General features: G+C 57.0%; 10 protein-coding genes and 1 pseudogene. 7 read left to right on the top strand and 4 right to left on the bottom strand.

The features are described from left to right. The first annotated feature begins 3 nt into the window (after positions 1-3). Positions 4-3,507 (top strand): hypothetical protein, encoded by a 3,504-nt coding sequence (locus tag ACFWW4_RS20550; RefSeq protein ID WP_411892549.1) that lies wholly within the window; start codon positions 4-6, stop codon positions 3,505-3,507. Positions 3,508-3,731: 224 nt separating this feature from the next. Here the strand turns inward: ACFWW4_RS20550 and ACFWW4_RS20545 are convergent, their stop codons facing one another. Then, positions 3,732-4,508, bottom strand: a complete 777-nt coding sequence (locus tag ACFWW4_RS20545) for an alpha/beta fold hydrolase (protein ID WP_411892548.1) — start codon at positions 4,506-4,508, stop codon at positions 3,732-3,734. Positions 4,509-4,804: 296 nt separating this feature from the next. Between ACFWW4_RS20545 and ACFWW4_RS20540 the strand changes: the two genes are divergently transcribed. Then, positions 4,805-6,118: a tyrosine-type recombinase/integrase gene (locus ACFWW4_RS20540; protein WP_411892547.1), complete on the top strand. Its 1,314-nt coding sequence runs from the start codon at positions 4,805-4,807 to the stop codon at positions 6,116-6,118. Then, positions 6,115-7,251 carry a tyrosine-type recombinase/integrase gene (locus ACFWW4_RS20535; protein ID WP_411892546.1) on the top strand — a complete coding sequence of 379 codons (1,137 nt, stop codon included), beginning with the start codon at positions 6,115-6,117 and terminating at the stop codon, positions 7,249-7,251. The genes ACFWW4_RS20540 and ACFWW4_RS20535 overlap by 4 nt, the downstream gene beginning before the upstream one ends. A gap of 205 nt (positions 7,252-7,456) precedes the next feature. On the opposite strand, the gene ACFWW4_RS20530 is transcribed toward ACFWW4_RS20535, so the two are convergent. Continuing rightward, positions 7,457-12,415: a RecQ family ATP-dependent DNA helicase gene (locus tag ACFWW4_RS20530; RefSeq protein ID WP_411892560.1), complete on the bottom strand. Its 4,959-nt coding sequence runs from the start codon at positions 12,413-12,415 to the stop codon at positions 7,457-7,459. Between the two features lie 411 nt (positions 12,416-12,826). Between ACFWW4_RS20530 and ACFWW4_RS20525 the strand changes: the two are divergent. Beyond that, positions 12,827-13,111: pseudogene (locus ACFWW4_RS20525) on the top strand (IS110 family transposase); the annotation flags it as partial. A 204-nt stretch (positions 13,112-13,315) separates the two neighbouring features. On the opposite strand, the gene ACFWW4_RS20520 reads toward ACFWW4_RS20525, so the two are convergent. Further along, complete coding sequence (locus tag ACFWW4_RS20520; protein ID WP_411892545.1) at positions 13,316-14,695, bottom strand: IS1182 family transposase; 1,380 nt, start codon at positions 14,693-14,695, stop codon at positions 13,316-13,318. Positions 14,696-14,983: 288 nt separating this feature from the next. Further along, positions 14,984-15,919, bottom strand: a complete 936-nt coding sequence (locus ACFWW4_RS20515; RefSeq protein WP_411892544.1) for a hypothetical protein — start codon at positions 15,917-15,919, stop codon at positions 14,984-14,986. A 569-nt stretch (positions 15,920-16,488) separates the two neighbouring features. Here ACFWW4_RS20515 and ACFWW4_RS20510 point away from each other — a divergent pair. From ACFWW4_RS20510 to ACFWW4_RS20500, 3 genes are all read left to right on the top strand, one after another. Then, complete coding sequence (locus ACFWW4_RS20510; protein ID WP_411892543.1) at positions 16,489-17,286, top strand: HipA family kinase; 798 nt, start codon at positions 16,489-16,491, stop codon at positions 17,284-17,286. Beyond that, the gene (locus tag ACFWW4_RS20505) at positions 17,283-18,212 is read left to right on the top strand and encodes a hypothetical protein (protein WP_411892542.1); all 930 of its coding nucleotides are present in this window, start codon (positions 17,283-17,285) and stop codon (positions 18,210-18,212) included. The genes ACFWW4_RS20510 and ACFWW4_RS20505 overlap by 4 nt, the downstream gene beginning before the upstream one ends. Positions 18,213-18,275: 63 nt before the next feature. Beyond that, positions 18,276-19,211 (top strand): hypothetical protein, encoded by a 936-nt coding sequence (locus ACFWW4_RS20500; protein ID WP_411892541.1) that lies wholly within the window; start codon positions 18,276-18,278, stop codon positions 19,209-19,211. Positions 19,212-19,282 lie beyond the last annotated feature (71 nt).

The following is a 19,282-nucleotide window of genomic DNA, read 5'->3' as shown; positions in this document are numbered from 1 at the left end:
ACAATGATCTCATCCGTTCACGGGAATAGCGATGAACTGACCGCCCACTTCACCGGCCGCGAGTGGGTATTCCAAAAGATTGCCCAATGGTTTAACGCGGACGACCATCCGTCGTTTCTGCTGCTAGGCGGCCCTGGCACCGGAAAAAGCACAATTGCCGCCCGGTTGGTCGAGATGGCTAACGGAACGGTTGACTCTGCGATCGAGGGTCTTGGCGACGCGTTGATCTACCATCATTTCTGCCACTCTCGAGACCCGCGCTCTCTGGAGCCGCGCCGGTTCATCGAAGGCTTGTCGTTGGCGCTTTGCTCCCGTCACGAAATATGCGCTAAGATCATCGCCGAGCAGACAGCCGATGTCGAGATCAATGTGCTCGTCGAAAATGTCAGCGCCGACAGCGTGCGCGGCGTGGTGATCAACCGACTGTTTGTCTCCGAGAGTCTCGACCTCAACATCGCATTCGACCGGATCGTTCGACGCCCGGTCGAAGCGCTGCGTGAATCTGGCGTGCGGACGCCGCTACTTGTCCTGATCGACAGTCTGGATGAGGCAGTTAGCTTGGGGGGAGAACAACATATTCCTTGGATGATCGAGCGTGTGATGTGCGGCGCGGATGGCAGCCGACCCCACGGCATGCGTTTGCTCGTTACCGGTCGCCGCCAGACAACCGCGATCCGTCATGTCGGCGATGCCAAACAATGCGATCTGGTTCTTGATGAGCCGGACAAGGTTGACGATCTGTTCGCTTACGTGTGCCGACGTCTCATCGCGATCCCCGACCCGCGCCGCCGACGGCTGGCAACAGAGATCAGCAAGGCCAGCAAGGGTAACTTCCTCTACGCACGCTACCAGATCGACGATCCAGTGCGCGACTGGTCCCAGGTTGAAGACATTGGCGCGCTCGGCCTTCCCGATGGGCTGCCGGGGATCTACGAAGAGTTTCTCACGCGCCGCCTAGCCGCGACCGCCGGGTCCTGGCGTCTCTACCGACCGCTGCTCGGCCTGCTGGCGGTCGCGCAGGGAGACGGACTTCCGCCTTCCCACCTTCGCGGCGCGCACCGTCGCGCGGTGCCCGATCTCAAGGATTCACAGCACGACGATGCCCTATCGGATCTGGATCAATATCTCGCGCCGCGATGGGGTCCGAAGGCACCTTACCGAATCTACCACCGCTCATTCGAGGAGTATCTGCTGCCCAACGACGACGACGAGCGGGAACGACCGCACCGCGTCTACCCAAAGGAGGCGCACGCCGAAATTGCCCGGCAACTGATCGGCCGAGACGACGGATGCGCAGAAAGCTGGGACAAGTGCGACCAGTATGGACAGCAGTTCTTGGCACTCCATCTCAGCGGCGCGGGTATGTGGGAAGAGCTTCGAAAACTGCTCGATGATCCGCTTTACTTGATAACAGCGGAGCCGACCCAGTTGCTGGCGGCTCTCGACGCTGGACGGAATGAACTGCCCCGCAGGAGCGCGAACCTGTACAGGGGAATCGTACACCGTCTGCGCGACCAACCGATCGAGGTTGCGGCCGCCTACCTAGATCTGGCAGCGTGCCAGTCCGGAACCGACACACTGCGCGAGCACGAAGCGTACGGTGCTCTCGCGCGCCCCTGGCGGGTACGGTGGTCGCGCTGGGAGCACGAGAACCCGAGCCGGGTTCTCACGCGGCACACTGGTAGCTACATCCGGCTCGCATTGGCCGCGTTCGAAAACCGCAAAGTGGTGGTTTCAATCGCGCGCGACCTCCAGGTTACGTTCTTGGACGACGGTTCACCAGCGCGGGAGCCCATCGAGTCACCCCGCGATTGGGGGGGTGCCGGAGTCGCCGCCACCCGCCTCGAAGGCCAGTTGACCTTCTTTACGGCTGGAACCGAGGGCATCAAGCGATGGGGGATGGACTCCGACAAAGGCGAACTGCTGGCAAGTTGCGACGTCACCGTGAATCGTATCGTGCTGTGGGAGGCTTCCGACTCCGTGTTCCTGATCGGTGGCTGCAAGGATGGGACGGTCCGCATGTGGAACCTGAACCTGGGCACCCCTCCGGTCGTCGTGGGCGCCCACGGGGAATACAAGTACCAGTTGGGGAGCAAGGACGGGCCGGTAATGGGTGGAAGTGATGTTCTCTGCGTCACTGTCGGAGAGCTGGGCGATGAACCGGTGCTGGCCACAGGCGGTCAGGATAAGACCATCCGCCTATGGAAACTGCCCGAGCTTGCCGCGATTGGGGAGCCGCTCACGGGGCATACCAGTTGGATCGAGGCGCTCCGCTTCGTCAAGATGGATAGCAGGACGTTGCTGCTCTCGGGCGGTGCGATGGAGGATTCGCCGCGTATCTGGGATCCCGCAGAGGGAATCGAAGTCGGCACCAACTCCCCCGTACCCGAGGGCTTCTACGGCAACTCGGCCATCTACGACCTGGAAGTGGGCGAGGTAGACGGGCGACCCTGCGCCATCACGTGCTCCTACGACGGCGGGATCCGGCTCTGGGATCTACCACACGGTGAACCCATCGGCGATCCGCTCATAGGGCACGACGGTCCGGTCAGATCGCTGGCATTCGACCGTAGCAGCAGCCGGCACGCTCTGGTCTCGGGCGGACAAGACGAGACCGTGCGGCACTGGGACCTGGAAGACTGTGCGCTAGCGGCGCATGGCGGCGAGAGGCATTCCTCCACCGCGGTGTCGATTGCGGTGGGACATTACGAAGGCCGTTCGGTCGTGTGCTGTGCCGATATGGACTGGGTGCTGCGCATGCTTGATGTCGCCACGGGCGAGCCCGTGGGCGAGTCGGTCGGGAACCCTGTCCAAATCCACCCCAACGCAGTCGTTGGCTTCACTCACGTTCCGTTCGCGTTCGGTATCGTCGAGGGGCGGCCTGCGGTAGCCGCCTACTTCGACGAACGACTCGGATTCTTCGAGCCAGCCACCGCTGAGGAATTTGGCGTTCCGCGTCCGATGAAACCTACTGAGGGCTACATCAACGAGATCCGGTTCTCGCGTCTTGCCGAAGGCGCCGTCGTTGTCGCCAGTTCCACGGAAGGCGACATCTGGGTTGAGAGCGCAAGGGGCGAGCGCATTGCCGGTTTGGTAGCTCCCAACTTCAGCGCTGTAACGGCCGCAACGCTGGACGGACACGACTATGCCGCAAGCGGAGGCTATGGTTCCGGGAATCCGGTGACACTGCAAAAGCTGGCAGACGGATCCGTCGCAGCAACCTTCGGCACAGGACACTCGGGCCACGTCTCTGCTATCGCAGGTGGGACACTGACGGGAGCGTCGGTAGTCGCTACGGGGGGAAGCGAGGGTGACGTTAGGCTGTGGACCGTCAAAGGTGAGCTCCTGAACAAAATATCGTTCGGCGCGCGCATCGACGGGCTCGACTTCTCAGGCGAGGCTGACCTCATCGTCTCGACCAATAAAGGGATCGTCGTGCTCCGGATGGCGGACTTGAGACCTGGAGATTTTTCCGGTCCGACTAGCCCGGATGGCCCATCCGACTGAACTTCAAACTGGTGACGCTCGGCTTGGCCTGCACCCCACTGAAATCCAGCCCGGGTGGCCGCCTTTACGGACGGCCCATTCCTGCCGTTCACCGACCTGTTAAGATGCTGCGGTCGCAGCCCGCATTGCGGACTTTCGTGCATCCCGCAGCATCCATTTGTTGGTCTGCTTTTTCGACCGTGTTTTAAGTTCAAAGCGCACCTCGGCCCTGGCCGACACGCCGACTAAAACTCTTTCAGAACTGTATCGAGTTGACCTGTTAGAAATGGGATGATGGAGGGCACACAGATGTTCTTTGCGTTGATACGTTGTGCAAATTTTGCTTGTGCCATTTGTTGAACAAATGGGCTGTCCTGTGACCGTACCAAGGTCACTGCAGGGAGGTGATTTGACATTGGCGCTGATGCGGCCCAATCCGTTGTACAATAGCTAATTTCGCGCCAGTACGCCTCACCCCCATTCTTTATTGCCTCCTGTGAGTTTCGACGGCTGGCCTCCAGTACGTCTTCAGATTCCGCACTTTCATAATCGTAGTCAGGGAATAGCAACGGTTTCCCCAGGTTTTTTCCTTCATTTGAGAATTTCTTGGCGGCCAGATTGCACAATAGTCGGAGAGATGTAGGGGCAAACAACGCCACTAACGCACCGGCTCGAAACCCGGCGTTGAGCTCCGACGCATCTTTTCTCTTGAGAATTGGTGGAACTGCATTTAGCGCTACAACCTTAGATACAATTTCGGGGTAAGCTAGCGCAAATGCATAGGCCGTGGCCACGCCAGTCGAATACGCAAAAATTCCGCAACCGCTTACGCCTAAATGGCTGATCACCTCATGATAGTCACGTACGTGTTCCGAGATCAGCATGGCAGACGACTCTGCATTGAGTGATGAGTCGCCGAAACCTGCGCGAGAAATGCTGATAACTTTGAAACCGCGTCGATAAGCAATTTGCATCGCAGATTTGGGCCAATGTCGTCCAGTCAGAAAGCAATGAGAATACAAAATGGGAGTTCCACTTAGGTCACCGAAGACCGAGTATGCGATGACTCGACCGTCACGAAGGGTCAGTTGCTTGTCATGACATGTTGATGCGTATGGTGTGTATAATCTAAGCCCGAGGGGGCCTCGTACCTGGCGCTGCTGATGGCACTGTAAGCCATTGATTGCTTGCAGGAAACGCCGTTACTGGCAGAGCCCGAGTGGCGACTGAACGAAGATAAAGAGACCTTCCCCGCGTTTTCCTGAGGTGTTCCCATGGGATTGCGTAGATTTTTTCCTGAACCAAAAGGGGTCTCAAAATGACAAGTATTCAGAATTCCAAGCAAGGCTTTGAAGGGATCAATGCCCCCGCCGCAAAACCAATCCCACCGCGCAAGGACCATGTGGTCAGGGATGCCATTCTCCCGCAGTTGGGGCGCAGGCAGCGCGGCGATCATGCCACATGGGTGGTCTATCTGCCTCAGGCTGGACGCACCCGCAAGCAGACACTTGGCACCTGTGCGGCGCTTTCCGTCCTGCAAGCCCGTGCGCTGGCTGAGGAGCTATTGGGCCGGTGCGATGAACCCCGCGGGCTGTCAGGCCGCTCGCCCCTCGCGGGGGTCGCGCAAACCTTCATGGCAGATTGCGCCGGACGTTGGAAACCCAGCACTGCGCTGGCGCATCAGCATAACATAGATCGTGATATTCTGCCCGCATTGGGACATAAGCCGGTCGGCGATATCACCCGTGAAGATGTGGTGACTTGGTTCAATGACATGCCGAATTCGAAGGGTGCACGGAACCGTGCGCTATCGGTTCTATCGTCCATCTTTGGGCATGCCGAACTGACCGGTCTGCGCCCGCCGGATAGCAATCCTTGTGCGCGGATGCGGCGGCATGAAACAACCTTCAAGGCGATGTATCTGGATGCCGCTGATTATGCGCTCCTGGGGGCCGCGTTTTCCTGCCTTGCAAAGACCTACCCTCTTGAAGTCGCGCTGCTCAGATTTTGCGCCCTGACGGGGTGCCGCAGGTCCGAGGCAACAGAGCTGAAATGGACACTGATTGAGGGTAACCGTGCAGCCCTGCCGGATGCCAAATCTGGCCCGAAATCTATCTGGCTGGCACGGCCTGCCCGCAAGATTTTGTCGTCCCTGCCGCGGCAAGGTGCCTATGTGTTCAGTGACCGCAACGCTCCTATCGCCGTTGGCCGTCTGAACCGTGTCTGGGAGAAGATCAGAACGGAACTGAAGAAACCGAAGTTGCGTATCCATGACCTCAGACACAGCTATGCGTCAGTCGCCGTGGGGCTAGGATATGATTTGTTGATCGTCGGTGGTTTGCTAGGGCATGCCGACAAAGGCTCTACCGCTGGCTATGCCTACCTCGACACCAAAGACGTTGCCGCGGCCACAGCGCGGGTGGGCAAACATCTGGCGCGGGTCGCAGGCGTCAAAACTGCGTCGAAAGCCCCCAAGGCCAGACCGTCCATTAAGCCCCATCCGCTTTGTGCGGCGTTCGCGAGGTCCAAGGACACGCTGCCCGTCTTCTGCGCTCGCCATAATCTTGATCCCGCCAGCTTCCAGCGCGACCTGCAGGCATGGCGGGATAGCCACCGGAGGGCTTTGTCATGAAAACCGAAGCACTCCTCACGCCGCGTATGCTCGCTTCGCTGAAACCAAAGAAAAAAGAATACACGCTCTTCGATGGTGGATGTCCCGGCCTTGCCGTCCGTGTGCAGCCCGGTGGCGCAATGTCTTGGGTGACATGGCAGCGGGCTGAGGGAAAGACACGGCGGATCACTTTGGGCAGATACCCAAACCTCGGTCTAGAAGAAGCACGCGCAGCGCTCCACGGCTTCGTAGCGACAAAGACAGTGCCGCAAATTCCCGCATGTCCAACCTTCGGAGCGGTTACGAAGCACTTTCTCAAGGCCAAGCAAGGCGTCTATCAAGCCGGTACGCTCTCATGCATGCAGGCCTATCTTGATACACAGCTGCTTCCTGCAGTTGGTGATACCCGCATGGACAAGATCACCACACCCCAGCTCGCTGCGTGGTTCCACAAATATGCGCGCACCAAGCCCGGTGGAGCCAACCAAGCCTTGTTGCACTTCACCACCATCCTCAACTGGGGCAAGCAGAACGGCCATCTTCCCTTTGCGCTTCCCAACCCTGCCAGCCCGATCAAGAAAAACCGGCGGCAAGCGCGCGGGCAGATGTTGAATAGTGAAGACCTCAAGCGGCTCTTTGATGTTCTGGCAGCGCCGCCACCACGTAGCAAGGATGCGGCTCAAATCGTTGAAATGGTCTTGCTGACCGGCTGCCGATCTGGTGAAATCCTGCGCCTGCGCTGGGACGAAGTCAAAAGAAACTGTCTAAAACTTGCCCGCACAAAAACCGGTGCGCGGACGGTGCTACTCAATGACCTCGCCATCAAGAAACTGAAGCAACGCAAGAGGCATGCCTCAAGCCCGTTTGTATTTCCGTCCCCCATCAGCCCCAACAAATCGCGTAGCGGCATTACCTGCTGCTGGCGCACCATCAAAGCCGCCGCCAAGCTGCCCCCAACCCTACGCCTACATGATTTGCGGCACACTTACGCCAGCCATGCGATCCTCGCCGGTGAAAGCCTCTATGTCACAGGCAAGCTTCTGGGTCACAAAGATGTTCACAGCGCCGAGCGGTACGCCCATCTAGACGCCAGAATGCTCTCAACAGCAGCAGAAAAGGTCGGAACTGAGATCAGCCGAATGCTTGGTGTGTGATCGAGCATAGGAACACTGGACACCCCGCCAGCGCGGAGACCGCCAAGAGTCTCAAGCGCTGGCGGGGTGGGTGTACGGTACACCAAGTGTGGTCAGGTTCACCAAACCGGACATTCGCTGCGAGCGCAATTCTACGGGCAGGTGCAAGTCAGAAGAAGGGCGTAAAGCGGTTACTTCTCAACTGCATAATCTAGATCGAACCGCCTTACTCGAGCACAATTTCCGGCAGGACAACTTCCCATCGATCCTGTTTCAACTTTGCGCGATGCTCCTCACCGCTTTCATTGGCATGGCGCGCGACGATCGCGCCAATGACTGCTGAGACGACACGCTGCCCATCAGGCACCGCCCATCCGCCTTTCATGCCAATCAGTCTCCGTCCCTTTCGATCTTTCACCCACCAGCGTCCGTTCTGTTGGTTCAGGGTGACAGGGTCACCTGGCTGCGCTTGTGAGATTGCGTCGAGACTGGCATCGCCATTCCGCAGCCGCCCTGCCCAGTCGATGAACACTTGGCTCATGTCTGGCATGAGGTAAGTCCGGTCTGGCGGTAGATCCTTCAGTTCTGGCAAGGCGGCGTGCCGGCGCAAGATGCTGTCTCCTTCGGTAGGCAAAAAAGCATGCGCGCCCTGTGTCATGACTGCAAGACTGCGTCGGGCGCGGGTCATGGCGACGTAGAACAAGCGGCGCGGTGCATCGAGATCCTCGTTTAGTGAGGGCCTGTCCCAACCGCCGTTCAGGATCACGACGTCATCGAATTCCAATCCCTTGGCGCGGTGCGCGGTCATCAGCAGCAGCCCATGCTGCTCACCCCGTGCATCCCGCGCCCACTCGCCGAACCACTCCACAAGATCGGGGACAGAGGCAGATCCGGAACCGATTTCCTGCACCAAGGCTGCGACGCCCTCGGCGATCAGGTCAGACCAGCGGTTGCGCGGCAGGGTGTTCACGACCTCCAGCAAATCTGTTACGTTCAGAAGCCGTGTCCTGTCGCGGCTGATGCCTTCGATGAACTGCCGCATCTCGCGCAAACGCCACAAACTGGGCAGGCGCTCGTTGGCCATTTCAACCGGAATACCCTGTGCCTCGGCATAGGCGCGTACTGGGGCCAGCTGCTGCCAGTTGCGCGCAATGATCGCTGCGCGCGACCAATTCCACCCAGATTCCAGTGCCGCCAACCTCTGCAACTCTGTCAACGCAGTAACGGCCTGAGCACGGTCACCTGGCGGACATTGCAGCAATTGCACCCGCCCATACCCGACAGGATCGCCCTCGGCCATCACGCCACCCGCGGGGTCCCTGCGACGATTGCGATCAATGGTAATGTCGTGCCCCAGCTTCATGCGATCAGATGCACCGGCGATTACTGTGTTTGACGCTGCAATGATGTGGCCGGTCGAGCGGTAGTTTTCGACCAGATATTCGGGTCTCGCGCGGTAATCCTGTTCAAACTGACGGATGTAGCGGATCGATGCGCCAGCGAAGGCATAGATATTCTGATCGTCATCGCCCACTGCGAAAAGGCTCAGCTTCATATCCTCATCTTCGATCATCCGCCCGGCGACAGCTGCGATCAGGGCGTATTCCTCGGCCCCGATGTCCTGGTATTCATCGACCAGAATCCAGCGATGGCCCTGAATCAGCGTCTCACGCTGCGCCTCGGCTTCGGTCTTGCTCAGCCCCTCGCCATTCAACTGGCGCACCGCTTCCATAACGATGCCGTCGAAATCGTGGCTCTCCGCGTGCGATCCGGCGAAACTGGCCCCAACCAGCCGCATGGCCATCGCGTGGCAGGTGGACACTGTGACACCGAACGCCTCATCACCGATCAGGTGCCGCAGCCGAGCCCGGATTTCGACCGCTGCATGACGGTTGTAGCTCAGAACGAGGATGCTGCGCGGGTCTTCGCGACGCACGCGGATGAGGTAGGCAATGCGGTGCACAAGAACCCGCGTTTTGCCTGACCCGGGTCCCGCCAGAACAAGCACGTTGGTGGCATCCCGGTCGTCAGCAACGATCTTCTGCTGCACTGGGTTTCCCAGAGACTCGACCACGGCGGCCCAGGATTTCCCGGTTGTCTGGCGTTTGACCTCGGTCGTTCGGCCTTTCATCCAGCGGCCCATGAAGCCCTCCTGATCGAGGACGAAGTAGTCTTCGGTCAGCCGGATGGCATCGGGCATGGATGACAAGCCAGTTTCCGCATAGGCAGCCATCACATGGGTCTGGACCGTCTGCTCGTCGTAATGCTCTTGCAGCGGCGCGAAGTCCTTGACCAGGAACTGCGACTTCCCCGGTTCAAGCTGCACTGTCATCGCAGGTCGGAACACCGTCAGTCCTTTGCCCAGCGTCAGCACTTCCTGTTCGTGCAGCCACAAAAGCGCGCGGTCCATCAGGCGCGTCATTTCCTTGACTTGCCCGCGCAGGAAGGCGTCGCCTGTGAGGCACGCGAGCATATCGCCCAAGGTGGTTTCGACCTGCTGATCCTTGCCGCGTTGGCCCTTTGCAAGCCGCCCCAGCAAGTGGTCGACTAGCGCCTCACCAGCCTGCCTGCGCAGCACAGCGGACTGTTCCAAGACGGACCACGCGCGTTGCAAGGCCACGGACAGCGTATCCCGAGAAACCTTGCGCAAGCGCAAGTTACCCCTGCCGCCATCAAGGTCGCGTCCGTCGCGGGCCATTCCCCGCAGCAGCTTCTCAACCACGTCAGGGCGCACATGGCTATGGCCCGCGTCGCGGAGTTTCTGGCAGGCTAATTGCAGGTTGAACGGCGCGCTGGCCTGGTCTTCGGCGTCCGGCGCTTCCTCTTGCATCAAGGCAATGAGATCGGTTTCCAGCCGAGTTGCCTGAGTCAGGCGCTTTTGGGAGTCGTCCGCGACGCCTGAATGCACGAACACTGTGACAGCCGTGTCGTTCCGCGCGATGCCGAGGCTCTCAAGATCGGCCAGCGCTTTGGTCAGCTGCCCAGCGGTCAGACCGCTGACGCCAGTCAGCTCGTCCGTAGAAATGCCTTCGTCGGCCGGGGCATTCATCAGATGGCGGACGAGGTCCATCAACTGCGTCCGCCGCATCACTGTGATGGCTGCCTTGTCGATCCTCGTCCCCGCCTCTTTGAGGCTGCGGACGCGCAGCGACGATGGAAAGACCTGAACTCGGTTTTCCTCGCGCGACAGAAGCTTGGCCTCTTCCAGCCACGACAGTGCCGTCTTAACACGGGTGTCATCCGTCGCGCTCTCGCGCTGGAATTCACGCTCATGCTCCTGCCGCACGATCTCGCCCGGGGTTGCGACGACGGTGCCTGTGCTGCGGGTGCGCTGATCCATGCGCCGAACGGCTTTCAGGATCGCGCCGATTTCTTTCCGATCAAGCCGTGATCGCGCGGAGAGTTGAAACTGCCTCTCCACATCGTCGGGGGCGTATAGCAGGACGCAATTGGCATGATCCCGATCACGCCCCGCGCGACCGGCCTCCTGCAAGTAATTCTCCAATGACCCCGGAATGTCGCCGTGAACCACCAACCTTACGTCTGGCTTGTCGATCCCCATGCCAAAGGCATTGGTCGCCGCTATGACCCGCAGTTCACCTACGCGGAATTTTTCTTGAATGGTCTTCTTCTCATCCGGCGTCAGACCTGCGTGATAGCGTTCCGCCGATAGACCTTGCTGTTGCAGAAATTGCGCCACATCCTCGGTTGACTTGCGGGTGGCGCAATAGACCACAGCACCGGACGCGCCCTCAGGCGGCAAGCGCTGCTCGATGACTTCCAAAATATCCGCAAGCTTGGTCCGCTTGCCGGTCGAGCGCACCTCGAAACTGAGGTTGCTCCGCGACGCCCCACCATCGAGCAACAGGAGATCCGTTCCAAGCCGTTGATTAAAATGGTCGCGGATATCGCGCACGACATCGGGCTTGGCGGTGGCGGTCAAGCAGATGATTGGCGCCGAGTTTTCGTCGCCCGCCGTTTCCCGGATGAACCGCGATATGTAGCGATAATCCGGCCGGAAATCGTGGCCCCATTTCGACACGCAGTGCGCCTCGTCGAGAACCCAAAGCCCGATCTCGCGCTGTTTCAAGACCGAGCGGACCGACACGCTGCGCAATTGCTCCGGTGAGATCAGCAACATCGCCGCGTCTCCCATGCGGACCTTTTCCAGCGCGTCCTGTCGTTCCAGCAGTGAAAGCATTCCATTCACCGTGACCGCAGATGAGATGCCCGCGCGTTCCATTCCCGCCACCTGGTCGGCCATCAGCGCGACCAGCGGCGAAATCACGACCGTCAGCGCGCCGGTCCGGTCGAACTTTGCCAGTGCCGGGATTTGGTAGCAGACAGACTTGCCCGTGCCGGTCGGCAGAATACCCAACAAGCTGTTACCGCGCATGCCTTCATCTACGATGCGCTCTTGCAGCGGGCGTCCAGCGGCGTCGGTGGGCGTCGGACGGAAGCCTTCGAAACCGAACCAACGCGACAAAGCTTTGACCGGATCGCTTTTTTCGCGGCACCAGGCGCAGTCGGGGGCGTCGCAAGCTGTGTCGCGCAGGCTTTTGACCATGCGCGCGGCATCGGGGAACTGCATCCGTACCCAGGGTGGCATGACAGAATCCCCGCCCGCGACCGAAACCCACGCCAGCGCGTAGGCCAGCGGCCATCCTTTTTGCGGCGAGCCGACCTGCTCCAGCATGTGCCGTAGCGTCGTCCCGCAGGCTTCGCCGACCAGCAAACGCCAAAGCACCTGTTGCGCCTGTACCGTAGAGGGCACGTTCGCGCCCCGCACGTAGGTAAACACGGCGTCGAAGCCCCGATCCTGCTCACCACGTGTCGTAAGGTAATGGTAGGCGGCCATCGCGTCCGGCGACTTCGCGCTCAACGCGCGGAACGCCTCCACCTGGTTGCCCAGCACGTCGAAGACCAGCCGCGCATCGGCCTCGGGATCGTTCACATGCCCCGAAAGCAGCCGCCCGTCATGGTAATGCTTGACGAGGTGGTGATACGGGTTGCGCGGGAAGGCTAGCGGATTTAGCCAGAGCGTGTCGATCGACGCCTCGGCGAGTTTCGCCAGACGTGGCCGCATGGCCATCAGATGCGGCAGATCGTGCCGCAGGATATTGTGCCCGATCAGGTGCCTTGTCTCGCCGAGGTTCGCCTCCAGATTGTCCAACGCCGCATGCATGTCCTTTTGGTATCGGATGGCGGGCGTATGGTCACAACGAACCGCCGCCAAATCAAAGACCCGCGCCGTTTTCGGATCGACTTCGAGGTCAATCGACAGGCATTGCGCTAGAAACGGATCTGGCTGTTGAGCGGATTTTAGCAGGGCGCACCGGTGATATTTTTTCAAATGAATAACCTATGTGGCCCGTAGAACCTATCGCGGTCAAGCGAGACAGGCCATATCACTCTACGATGCCGCAAAACCTGTGCTCCCGCCGCGGCAAGGGCGGCCCAATCCGACCGTTCACCTGAACATTGCCATACTGTAGTGCGGCCCGTCGAAGGAGATGGGGTGGATGGCTCCTGCTCCGCCGGCGTCACAATCCGCCATACTGCAGTTGTCTATCATTGCTAGGAAAGGAGCCACCCAATGCAGGTTACAACAGTCGGCCTAGATCTGGCCAAGAACATCTTTCAGGTGCACGGGATCACAGCGGATGGAACGGTTGCGTTCAACAAGTCGCTCAGACGGGCGCAGCTTTTGCAGTTTTTCGAGACCCTTGAGCCCTGTCTCATCGGCATGGAGGCGTGTGGATCAGGCCACCACTGGGCGCGGCAATTCCAGAAGCTGGGCCATGAAGTCCGGCTGATGCCCGCCATGTATGTGAAGGCCTACGTCAAACGCGGCAAGTCTGACGCCATTGATGCGGGGGCGAGTCGAGGATGACAAAAGTTGCAAGAAGGATCCACAGAAATTCTGAGCAAAGCGGCCATTCGTGCATCTCACAGCGTCAGTCACAGCGGGCTCTCTACCGACATCTGACTGATTTGGTCAGTTGACCGGTGCCAGCCGATGTTGTTGAAAAACTCTGCTTGAGAACCGCGCTGATGAGTTTGTTTTGGACTGCCCGCGTTGCCCTTATGTCGTCGCGGGGCCGATTGGACGCAGTTTGGCGAGTTTGCGGAGGTTTTGGGCGGTTGCTGCGAGTAGGAATTCGTCTTTTGCACCGTTTGGTCCGCGAAGGCGCAGGCGGTCGAGCCGCATGATTTTCTTGAGGTGAGCGAAGAGCATTTCGACCTTCTTTCGTCGCCGGCTCGCATCGATGTAGGCATCAGTCTTGGCAATCTGGCGCGCTTTGTCGCGGGCAGCCTCATGGACATGCCGTGAGACAATGCGGGCATCTTTGTTTGGCGTGCACTGTTCTTTGAGGGCGCAAGTGGAGCAATGCGACTTGCTGGCGTAGTACCGTTTGATGCCATCCTTGCTGACGCCTGTGCGTGGGGTGCGCATCTTGCGCCAGTACTTCTTGAGGGGTTTGCCACCAGGACAGGTGTATTCGTCTGTGGCTGGATCATAGCGGAACTCGAGATTGGAGAATGTCCCGTCTTTGCGATCCGATTTGTCGATCACGGGGACATGCGGTTCAATGTCTTGGTCCACCAGCCAGCCCAGCATGTTGCCCGAACCATATGCGGTGTCTGCGGCCAGCCGGTCTGGAAAAAGATCGAACCTGTCGCGCGTGCGGGTCAGCATTGTTCGGGTCGCCCCGACCTCTGCCGGGCGGATAGCGCGGGTCGCCTCAACATCCAGAATGATCGAGTGGTCAGTATCGATCAGATAATTGGTTGAATAGGCAAAGAATGCTGGTCCTTTCAACGCCCCTGTCCACTGGCTGGCGGGATCAGAGAAGGATGTGAACTTTGGTGTCTTATCGCTTGCGGCACCAAATGCAGCGTCATCCAAGGTCTCAAGATACTCACGCACAGCTCTTGGTACGACCGCCGGGTCGATCTTCGCTGTCTCCCATTCCGCCTTTGGCGCTGAGTATTGCTTGTTGGCATCGGCCTGGATGATGCTGGCATCTGTCGCGAAGGTCTCGCCACCAACGAGGCCCTCCGCCATGCAGCGCGCCACTACCGTCTCAAACAGATGCCGGAACAGATCACAGTCACGGAACCGTCCAAGCCGGTTCTTGGAAAAGGTTGAGTGATCCGGGATCGGATCCGAGAGGTCGAGCTTGCAAAACCATCGGTAGGCAAGATTCAGATGAACCTCTTCGCAGAGCCGCCGTTCGGACCGGATACCAAAGCAATAACCCACCAAGAGCATCCGGATCATCAGTTCTGGATCAACCGACGGACGGCCTGTGCGTCTATAAAAATCCGCCAGATGGACGCGGATGCTGCTCAGATCGAGGAACTGATCAATCGCACGCAACATGTGGCCTTGCGGGATATGGTCCTCCAATGAGAACTCATAAAATAACGCCGCTTGCGCCTCCTGCTTCGGTCCCATCATCGCTATCAATCCCCCGCATCAATGTGGAAATTGAATCAGTGATCAGCGCACCAAACAAGAAGTGTTTTTCAACAACATCAGCCCGAACCGGACATTCGATCTGCGGGCGACATTGGCCGGTCAGCGGGAAAAGCTGTCCTTGGTTAAGAGACCGCCAATGTCTGCCGTCGAGTGCGCGCTACCAGTCATGGTCGCTGCAGACAACAAACCTTATACACACCGCCTAGCGTAGAAAGTTGGCAGGCAAACCTCATGAGTAGGCGACCACATTACCGCAAGAAACTACGACTAACCGGGAAATTGACCCGAAACCGCCGCCTTTATTGCTGTTTCCGCTGCGACAAGCCCAAGTTTGTTTGCTGTTGTTAGCGTCCATTTGCCAGCTTGTTTTAACAAGCTTTTAGCTTTTTCCGCATCACCAGACTCAGCTGCTTTGGCCGCTTCTTCGAGGAGTTCTGCCTCGTTGCCTTCACCCTCCTCTGAAGCCTTGGCCGCGATTTTCTTGAAGCCGTCAATAGACCTAGCGTCCAGTACCAGATCATTAATTGACACATTACCTCCAATCCCAATGTTGACACCACCGTGTATATTGTAGGTATCCCCGCGATTATCGTTGCTCATTTGTTTATCCTCTTTAAAAGAAGGCGCGTCTCCCAGCGGTAGGCGCAACTGTACTTCGCTTCTGAAAGGGAGGTCTAAGTGCGTCTCCGCGCTAGTTCGTCCAATGTCCCGGAGCACGGCTCGGAAGTTCGCTGTGGGCGTTGCACGCACATGAACTTTGATCTTTCTTCGGTCCCGACGCAGATCGCGATCAACAAATGCAATAATTGCATTTTGAAACCATGACTTACTTCGAAAGTAAGATGATGCAATATTGTATCCGATAAGATCCGGAGTTGGGTACGAGTCGACTAACTTAGGAGTTGCAGTATCGATAAGATGATTAAAGAATTGAATAGACTTATTTTGCCTCTGTTTTTGGTTTACCAAGAATTCAATGTTGAGCTTTTCAAGCCTGCCAGGAATTCCACCAGAAACACCAAAATGCGTTTCTTCTGCCTTTACGATCAGCTGATGAAGATACACTTGGTACCTATCAAGATCGATATTCTCAACATCAACGAGTTTTCGTGCCTCAGCTCTTAGAATCACCTCGTCCACAGGATCTAACTTGTGCTTAACTATTACTCGAAACCCATAATACTTTTCCATATTTTGCGTCATACGTTTCCGATCCCTTCGCAACCAGCAACCACTTTAGAGAACTCAAAGTACGAAGCAAGATATCTTCAACGCCGTGTTGAAAACAGGGGGCATTGCTTCAACTATCCATGTATTACTGACACTGTTCAGATCATACGTTTTGTCGCCGCTTGTGGCTGGCTAGCTGAAGCGAAGGACAGATTGGTGTGACAGCGGTGAGACTTATGCTCTAACCTCTGAAGCGTTTTGTCCGCGAAAGCGTCGAAGCGCGTCAGAAAATCATTCATTCGCTGCAAGACAATAAGCGGGCCATCTGGGCTCGCTGCCGACATCTGACGGTTTTGGTCGGATGACTGGTGCCAGCCTCAGCCCAAAGCGGACGTAATCCTGAAGTATCTCGCGACTGGTGGTTCCCGAAGGCCCGATCAGGGAAGCTGACTTTCGCTGCAGTGGCGATACAGTTAAGCAAAAGCGCTTGGGGGCGGTCGTTGAACTAGGTAATGTGGCGATCTTAGTCTGCTACCAATGGGTTGCCAAAACAGCGAACAAATCGCTAAGGTTGCATACTGTACATTCATTTCGAGTATTTGATGCCAACCGTTGAACTAGCGACTGTCCTACTTGGTGCGACCAAGTTTAAGGAAAACAACGTCAACGACACCTTTCGCGGGCAGGTCTTGACATCGAACAACGAAACCCGCCAAGCCATAATCAAAGACCTCAACCTTGTCCAACTCTGCAATGAGCTAGTTGCTCACAGTTTGGCGCGTGAAGTAGGTTTGCCCATACCCGATTGCTACCTTGGTCTCGCGCGTTCAAACGTTTTGACGGCAGTAAAGGCTCCGGCTACCACAGACGGTTCGCGGCTTGTGTTTGTGAGTGTCGATGTGAAGGTTCCAAACGTCACCTATCGTTGGACGGGTTCAGATGCCGCCGGTCGCAAGGCTCTGCTAGATCAGATTACAAAATGGGGTGATCTTGGACATCTCTATGCCTTTGACGCATGGATAGCGAACGTGGACCGCCACAGAGGCAACTTGCTGTTTGGCGGCGAAAACGAGTTCTGGCTGATCGACCACGGCCATTGTTTCACCGGACCAAACTGGCAAGCTGATCAGCTTGACCCTGATGTTGAGTATCGAAACCGTTTGAGTGAGTGGTTAACAATGCATCTCTCACTTGATCAGAAGAAGCAGCGTGCCTCTGAGGTACGCAAGTTCGGTGCAGACATCGACGGGTTTGATGCAACTGAAACCTCGAAAAACAGTCGCATAACTGATCTTCTGCCGCTACAAAACGTGAACGCGCTGAAAGGATTTCTTGAGAGAAGAACGGGTAATGTGCCTGTTCATGCAAGCAAGGCGCTCGGCGTGCCGACAATGGTATGATGGATATTAAGATAGACACAGACATATTCCCCAAGCTGCGCGACGGCGTTCGCGCTCACTGGGCACCTGTGTATTTCGAACCCATATCAGGCTCTTACGAACGATTTGTTGTCGGAGTCGCTGCTTTCCACCAAGACGATTTCCATCTTGAATGGGCAAATCAGCTTGACCGCTTGAAGTGTTTCTACGGCTCAGATGCAATCGGCGCGGTCAGCGCAATCGAAATTGCCGGTGAATATCTTGAGGCTGATTTAGCCAAGAGAGCGACAGAAGCATTCACAAAGCCTGACCCAGCCGTAACTGGCATTGCTTTTGGCGATCTACGGGAGGCTGAGGGCAGAAGCCTTGAAAGCGTTGCTCGAAGCTGGATGTCTGCCCTTTCGTCACTCTACATTGAACCGACGGCTGAGATGGTTGCTGTCGCTCGTCCTGCGCTCAACGCTGCTGCCGACGCTGGACAAGGTTCTGGTGATCGTTTGCCGTTTATGGTTTGCGACTACGTGAAGTCACAGCGAGAGGGGTTTGCTGGTTATTTCAGTGCTGATCTGCGTGAGGGCAAGCAGCGTCGGATGAAAGGGTCGAGTCACAAGGTCATAATCGACTTTTCCGGTTCGAAACTCGTCGCGAATTTTGGTACACTTAAAGCAGGATCGCTCACTGGGTCAGTCAATCTGATCAAGCGCCGTCTGTGGGACTTGAAGGTCGAACGCGACCGCGAACCCGGCAGCGAGCTCTCCCGCAATCATGAAATGATATTGCAGCGGCCACCGAAAGATGACCCTCAAGTCACTGAGAAACAGCAAGCAAATCTTGATGAAGCATTCGAGGCTCTCGAGCATCAGGCAGACCAAGAAGAATTGCGTCTGCGTGCGCTTGCTTCAGTACAACAAATTGGTGAACACATCTTGAATGCTGAAGCTGCATGATAGACCGCGCCGAGGATTCTCTCAGCAATGATCTCCGGGCCAAATACATAATCTGGAGCGCGTATGGTGATTGAGAACATACCTGATGCTACCCGATTTGATCGTTCCGCCAAGGCGTCGTTTTTTGCTGGTTGGAACGAGCTTATACATTTGCTTGCTGATTTCGAGATATCGTTTCCAGCAGATGAAGATGGAGTTGATTCTTGGAAAGATGAGCGGGAGGAGTACTTCCGGAGTTGTCAGGCCGAATTTCAAAACATTATTTCGTTTGCGGCTCAAGCAAATGAGCTCGCACTCAAGTCCAGAGTCTGTGAAGTGAGTCCATACTTACTAATTCTAGGGAATGAGCCGAAGTTCAGAATTACACAAGAAGACTTGGACTTCACGGACTTCCGTACAATTGATGCGGTAGACCTTCCAGCGGTTGTGAACACGGTTAGCAATAACCGTCTACCGATCGAGTTCCACGAGCGGTATTCAAAAGTCAGGAAACTAAGAAACCGGATAATCCACCAAGGTGCTGCTGGAACTGGTTTCAAGCCCGACGAACTGATTTTACTTCTTACCTCACAATATGCAGACCTCTGGCCACAAAAACGGTTCCTTCATGACTGGTTCCAATACATATCGTCCACAAGATTTTCTTTCTTTCATGACGGCAAATGGTCTTCAGCGGGGATGGAAATGCTAGAAATGCTTGATGTCTTTTTTAGCGCATTGACCGGCAGCCAGATCAAATCATTGACCGGTTATCCAAAGAACAAGAGGCGATACGTTTGTCTCCGCTGCTTTCGCGACGAAGCAATTGAGAACGCAGGAGGTTACCCAAGCTCCTTTCGTACGGCATATCTGCTAAATCAAACTACGCTTCACTGCCACCTTTGCGACGACCAGTTCGTTGTTAATCGTCTCGATTGCCCGGAGGAAGACTGTAAAGGGAACGTGATTGGGACGACTGGGCAAGATCAAGGTGTTTGCCATACGTGTGTTATGCCCTGAATGGCAGCGATGCGGGCTGCAGATGCAGAATCGAGACAGCGGGTCGGATGTCGGCTTAGGGCCGCTCCTTA

This window comes from Yoonia sp. SDW83-1 (genome assembly GCF_046762885.1).
Classification (GTDB): Bacteria; Pseudomonadota; Alphaproteobacteria; order Rhodobacterales; family Rhodobacteraceae; genus Yoonia.
This window is presented reverse-complemented; position numbering and strand designations above follow the sequence as displayed.

Excerpts from the sequence above, each read along its gene's own strand:
- ACFWW4_RS20550 (WP_411892549.1), top strand. The coding sequence starts at position 4 with ATGATCTCATCCGTTCACGGGAATAGCGATGAACTGACCGCCCACTTC.
- ACFWW4_RS20540 (WP_411892547.1), top strand. The coding sequence starts at position 4,805 with ATGACAAGTATTCAGAATTCCAAGCAAGGCTTTGAAGGGATCAATGCC.
- ACFWW4_RS20535 (WP_411892546.1), top strand. The coding sequence starts at position 6,115 with ATGAAAACCGAAGCACTCCTCACGCCGCGTATGCTCGCTTCGCTGAAA.
- ACFWW4_RS20530 (WP_411892560.1), bottom strand. The coding sequence starts at position 12,415 with ATGCATGCGGCGTTGGACAATCTGGAGGCGAACCTCGGCGAGACAAGG.
- ACFWW4_RS20520 (WP_411892545.1), bottom strand. The coding sequence starts at position 14,695 with ATGATGGGACCGAAGCAGGAGGCGCAAGCGGCGTTATTTTATGAGTTC.
- ACFWW4_RS20515 (WP_411892544.1), bottom strand. The coding sequence starts at position 15,919 with ATGACGCAAAATATGGAAAAGTATTATGGGTTTCGAGTAATAGTTAAG.
- ACFWW4_RS20510 (WP_411892543.1), top strand. The coding sequence starts at position 16,489 with ATGCCAACCGTTGAACTAGCGACTGTCCTACTTGGTGCGACCAAGTTT.
- ACFWW4_RS20505 (WP_411892542.1), top strand. The coding sequence starts at position 17,283 with ATGATGGATATTAAGATAGACACAGACATATTCCCCAAGCTGCGCGAC.
- ACFWW4_RS20500 (WP_411892541.1), top strand. The coding sequence starts at position 18,276 with ATGGTGATTGAGAACATACCTGATGCTACCCGATTTGATCGTTCCGCC.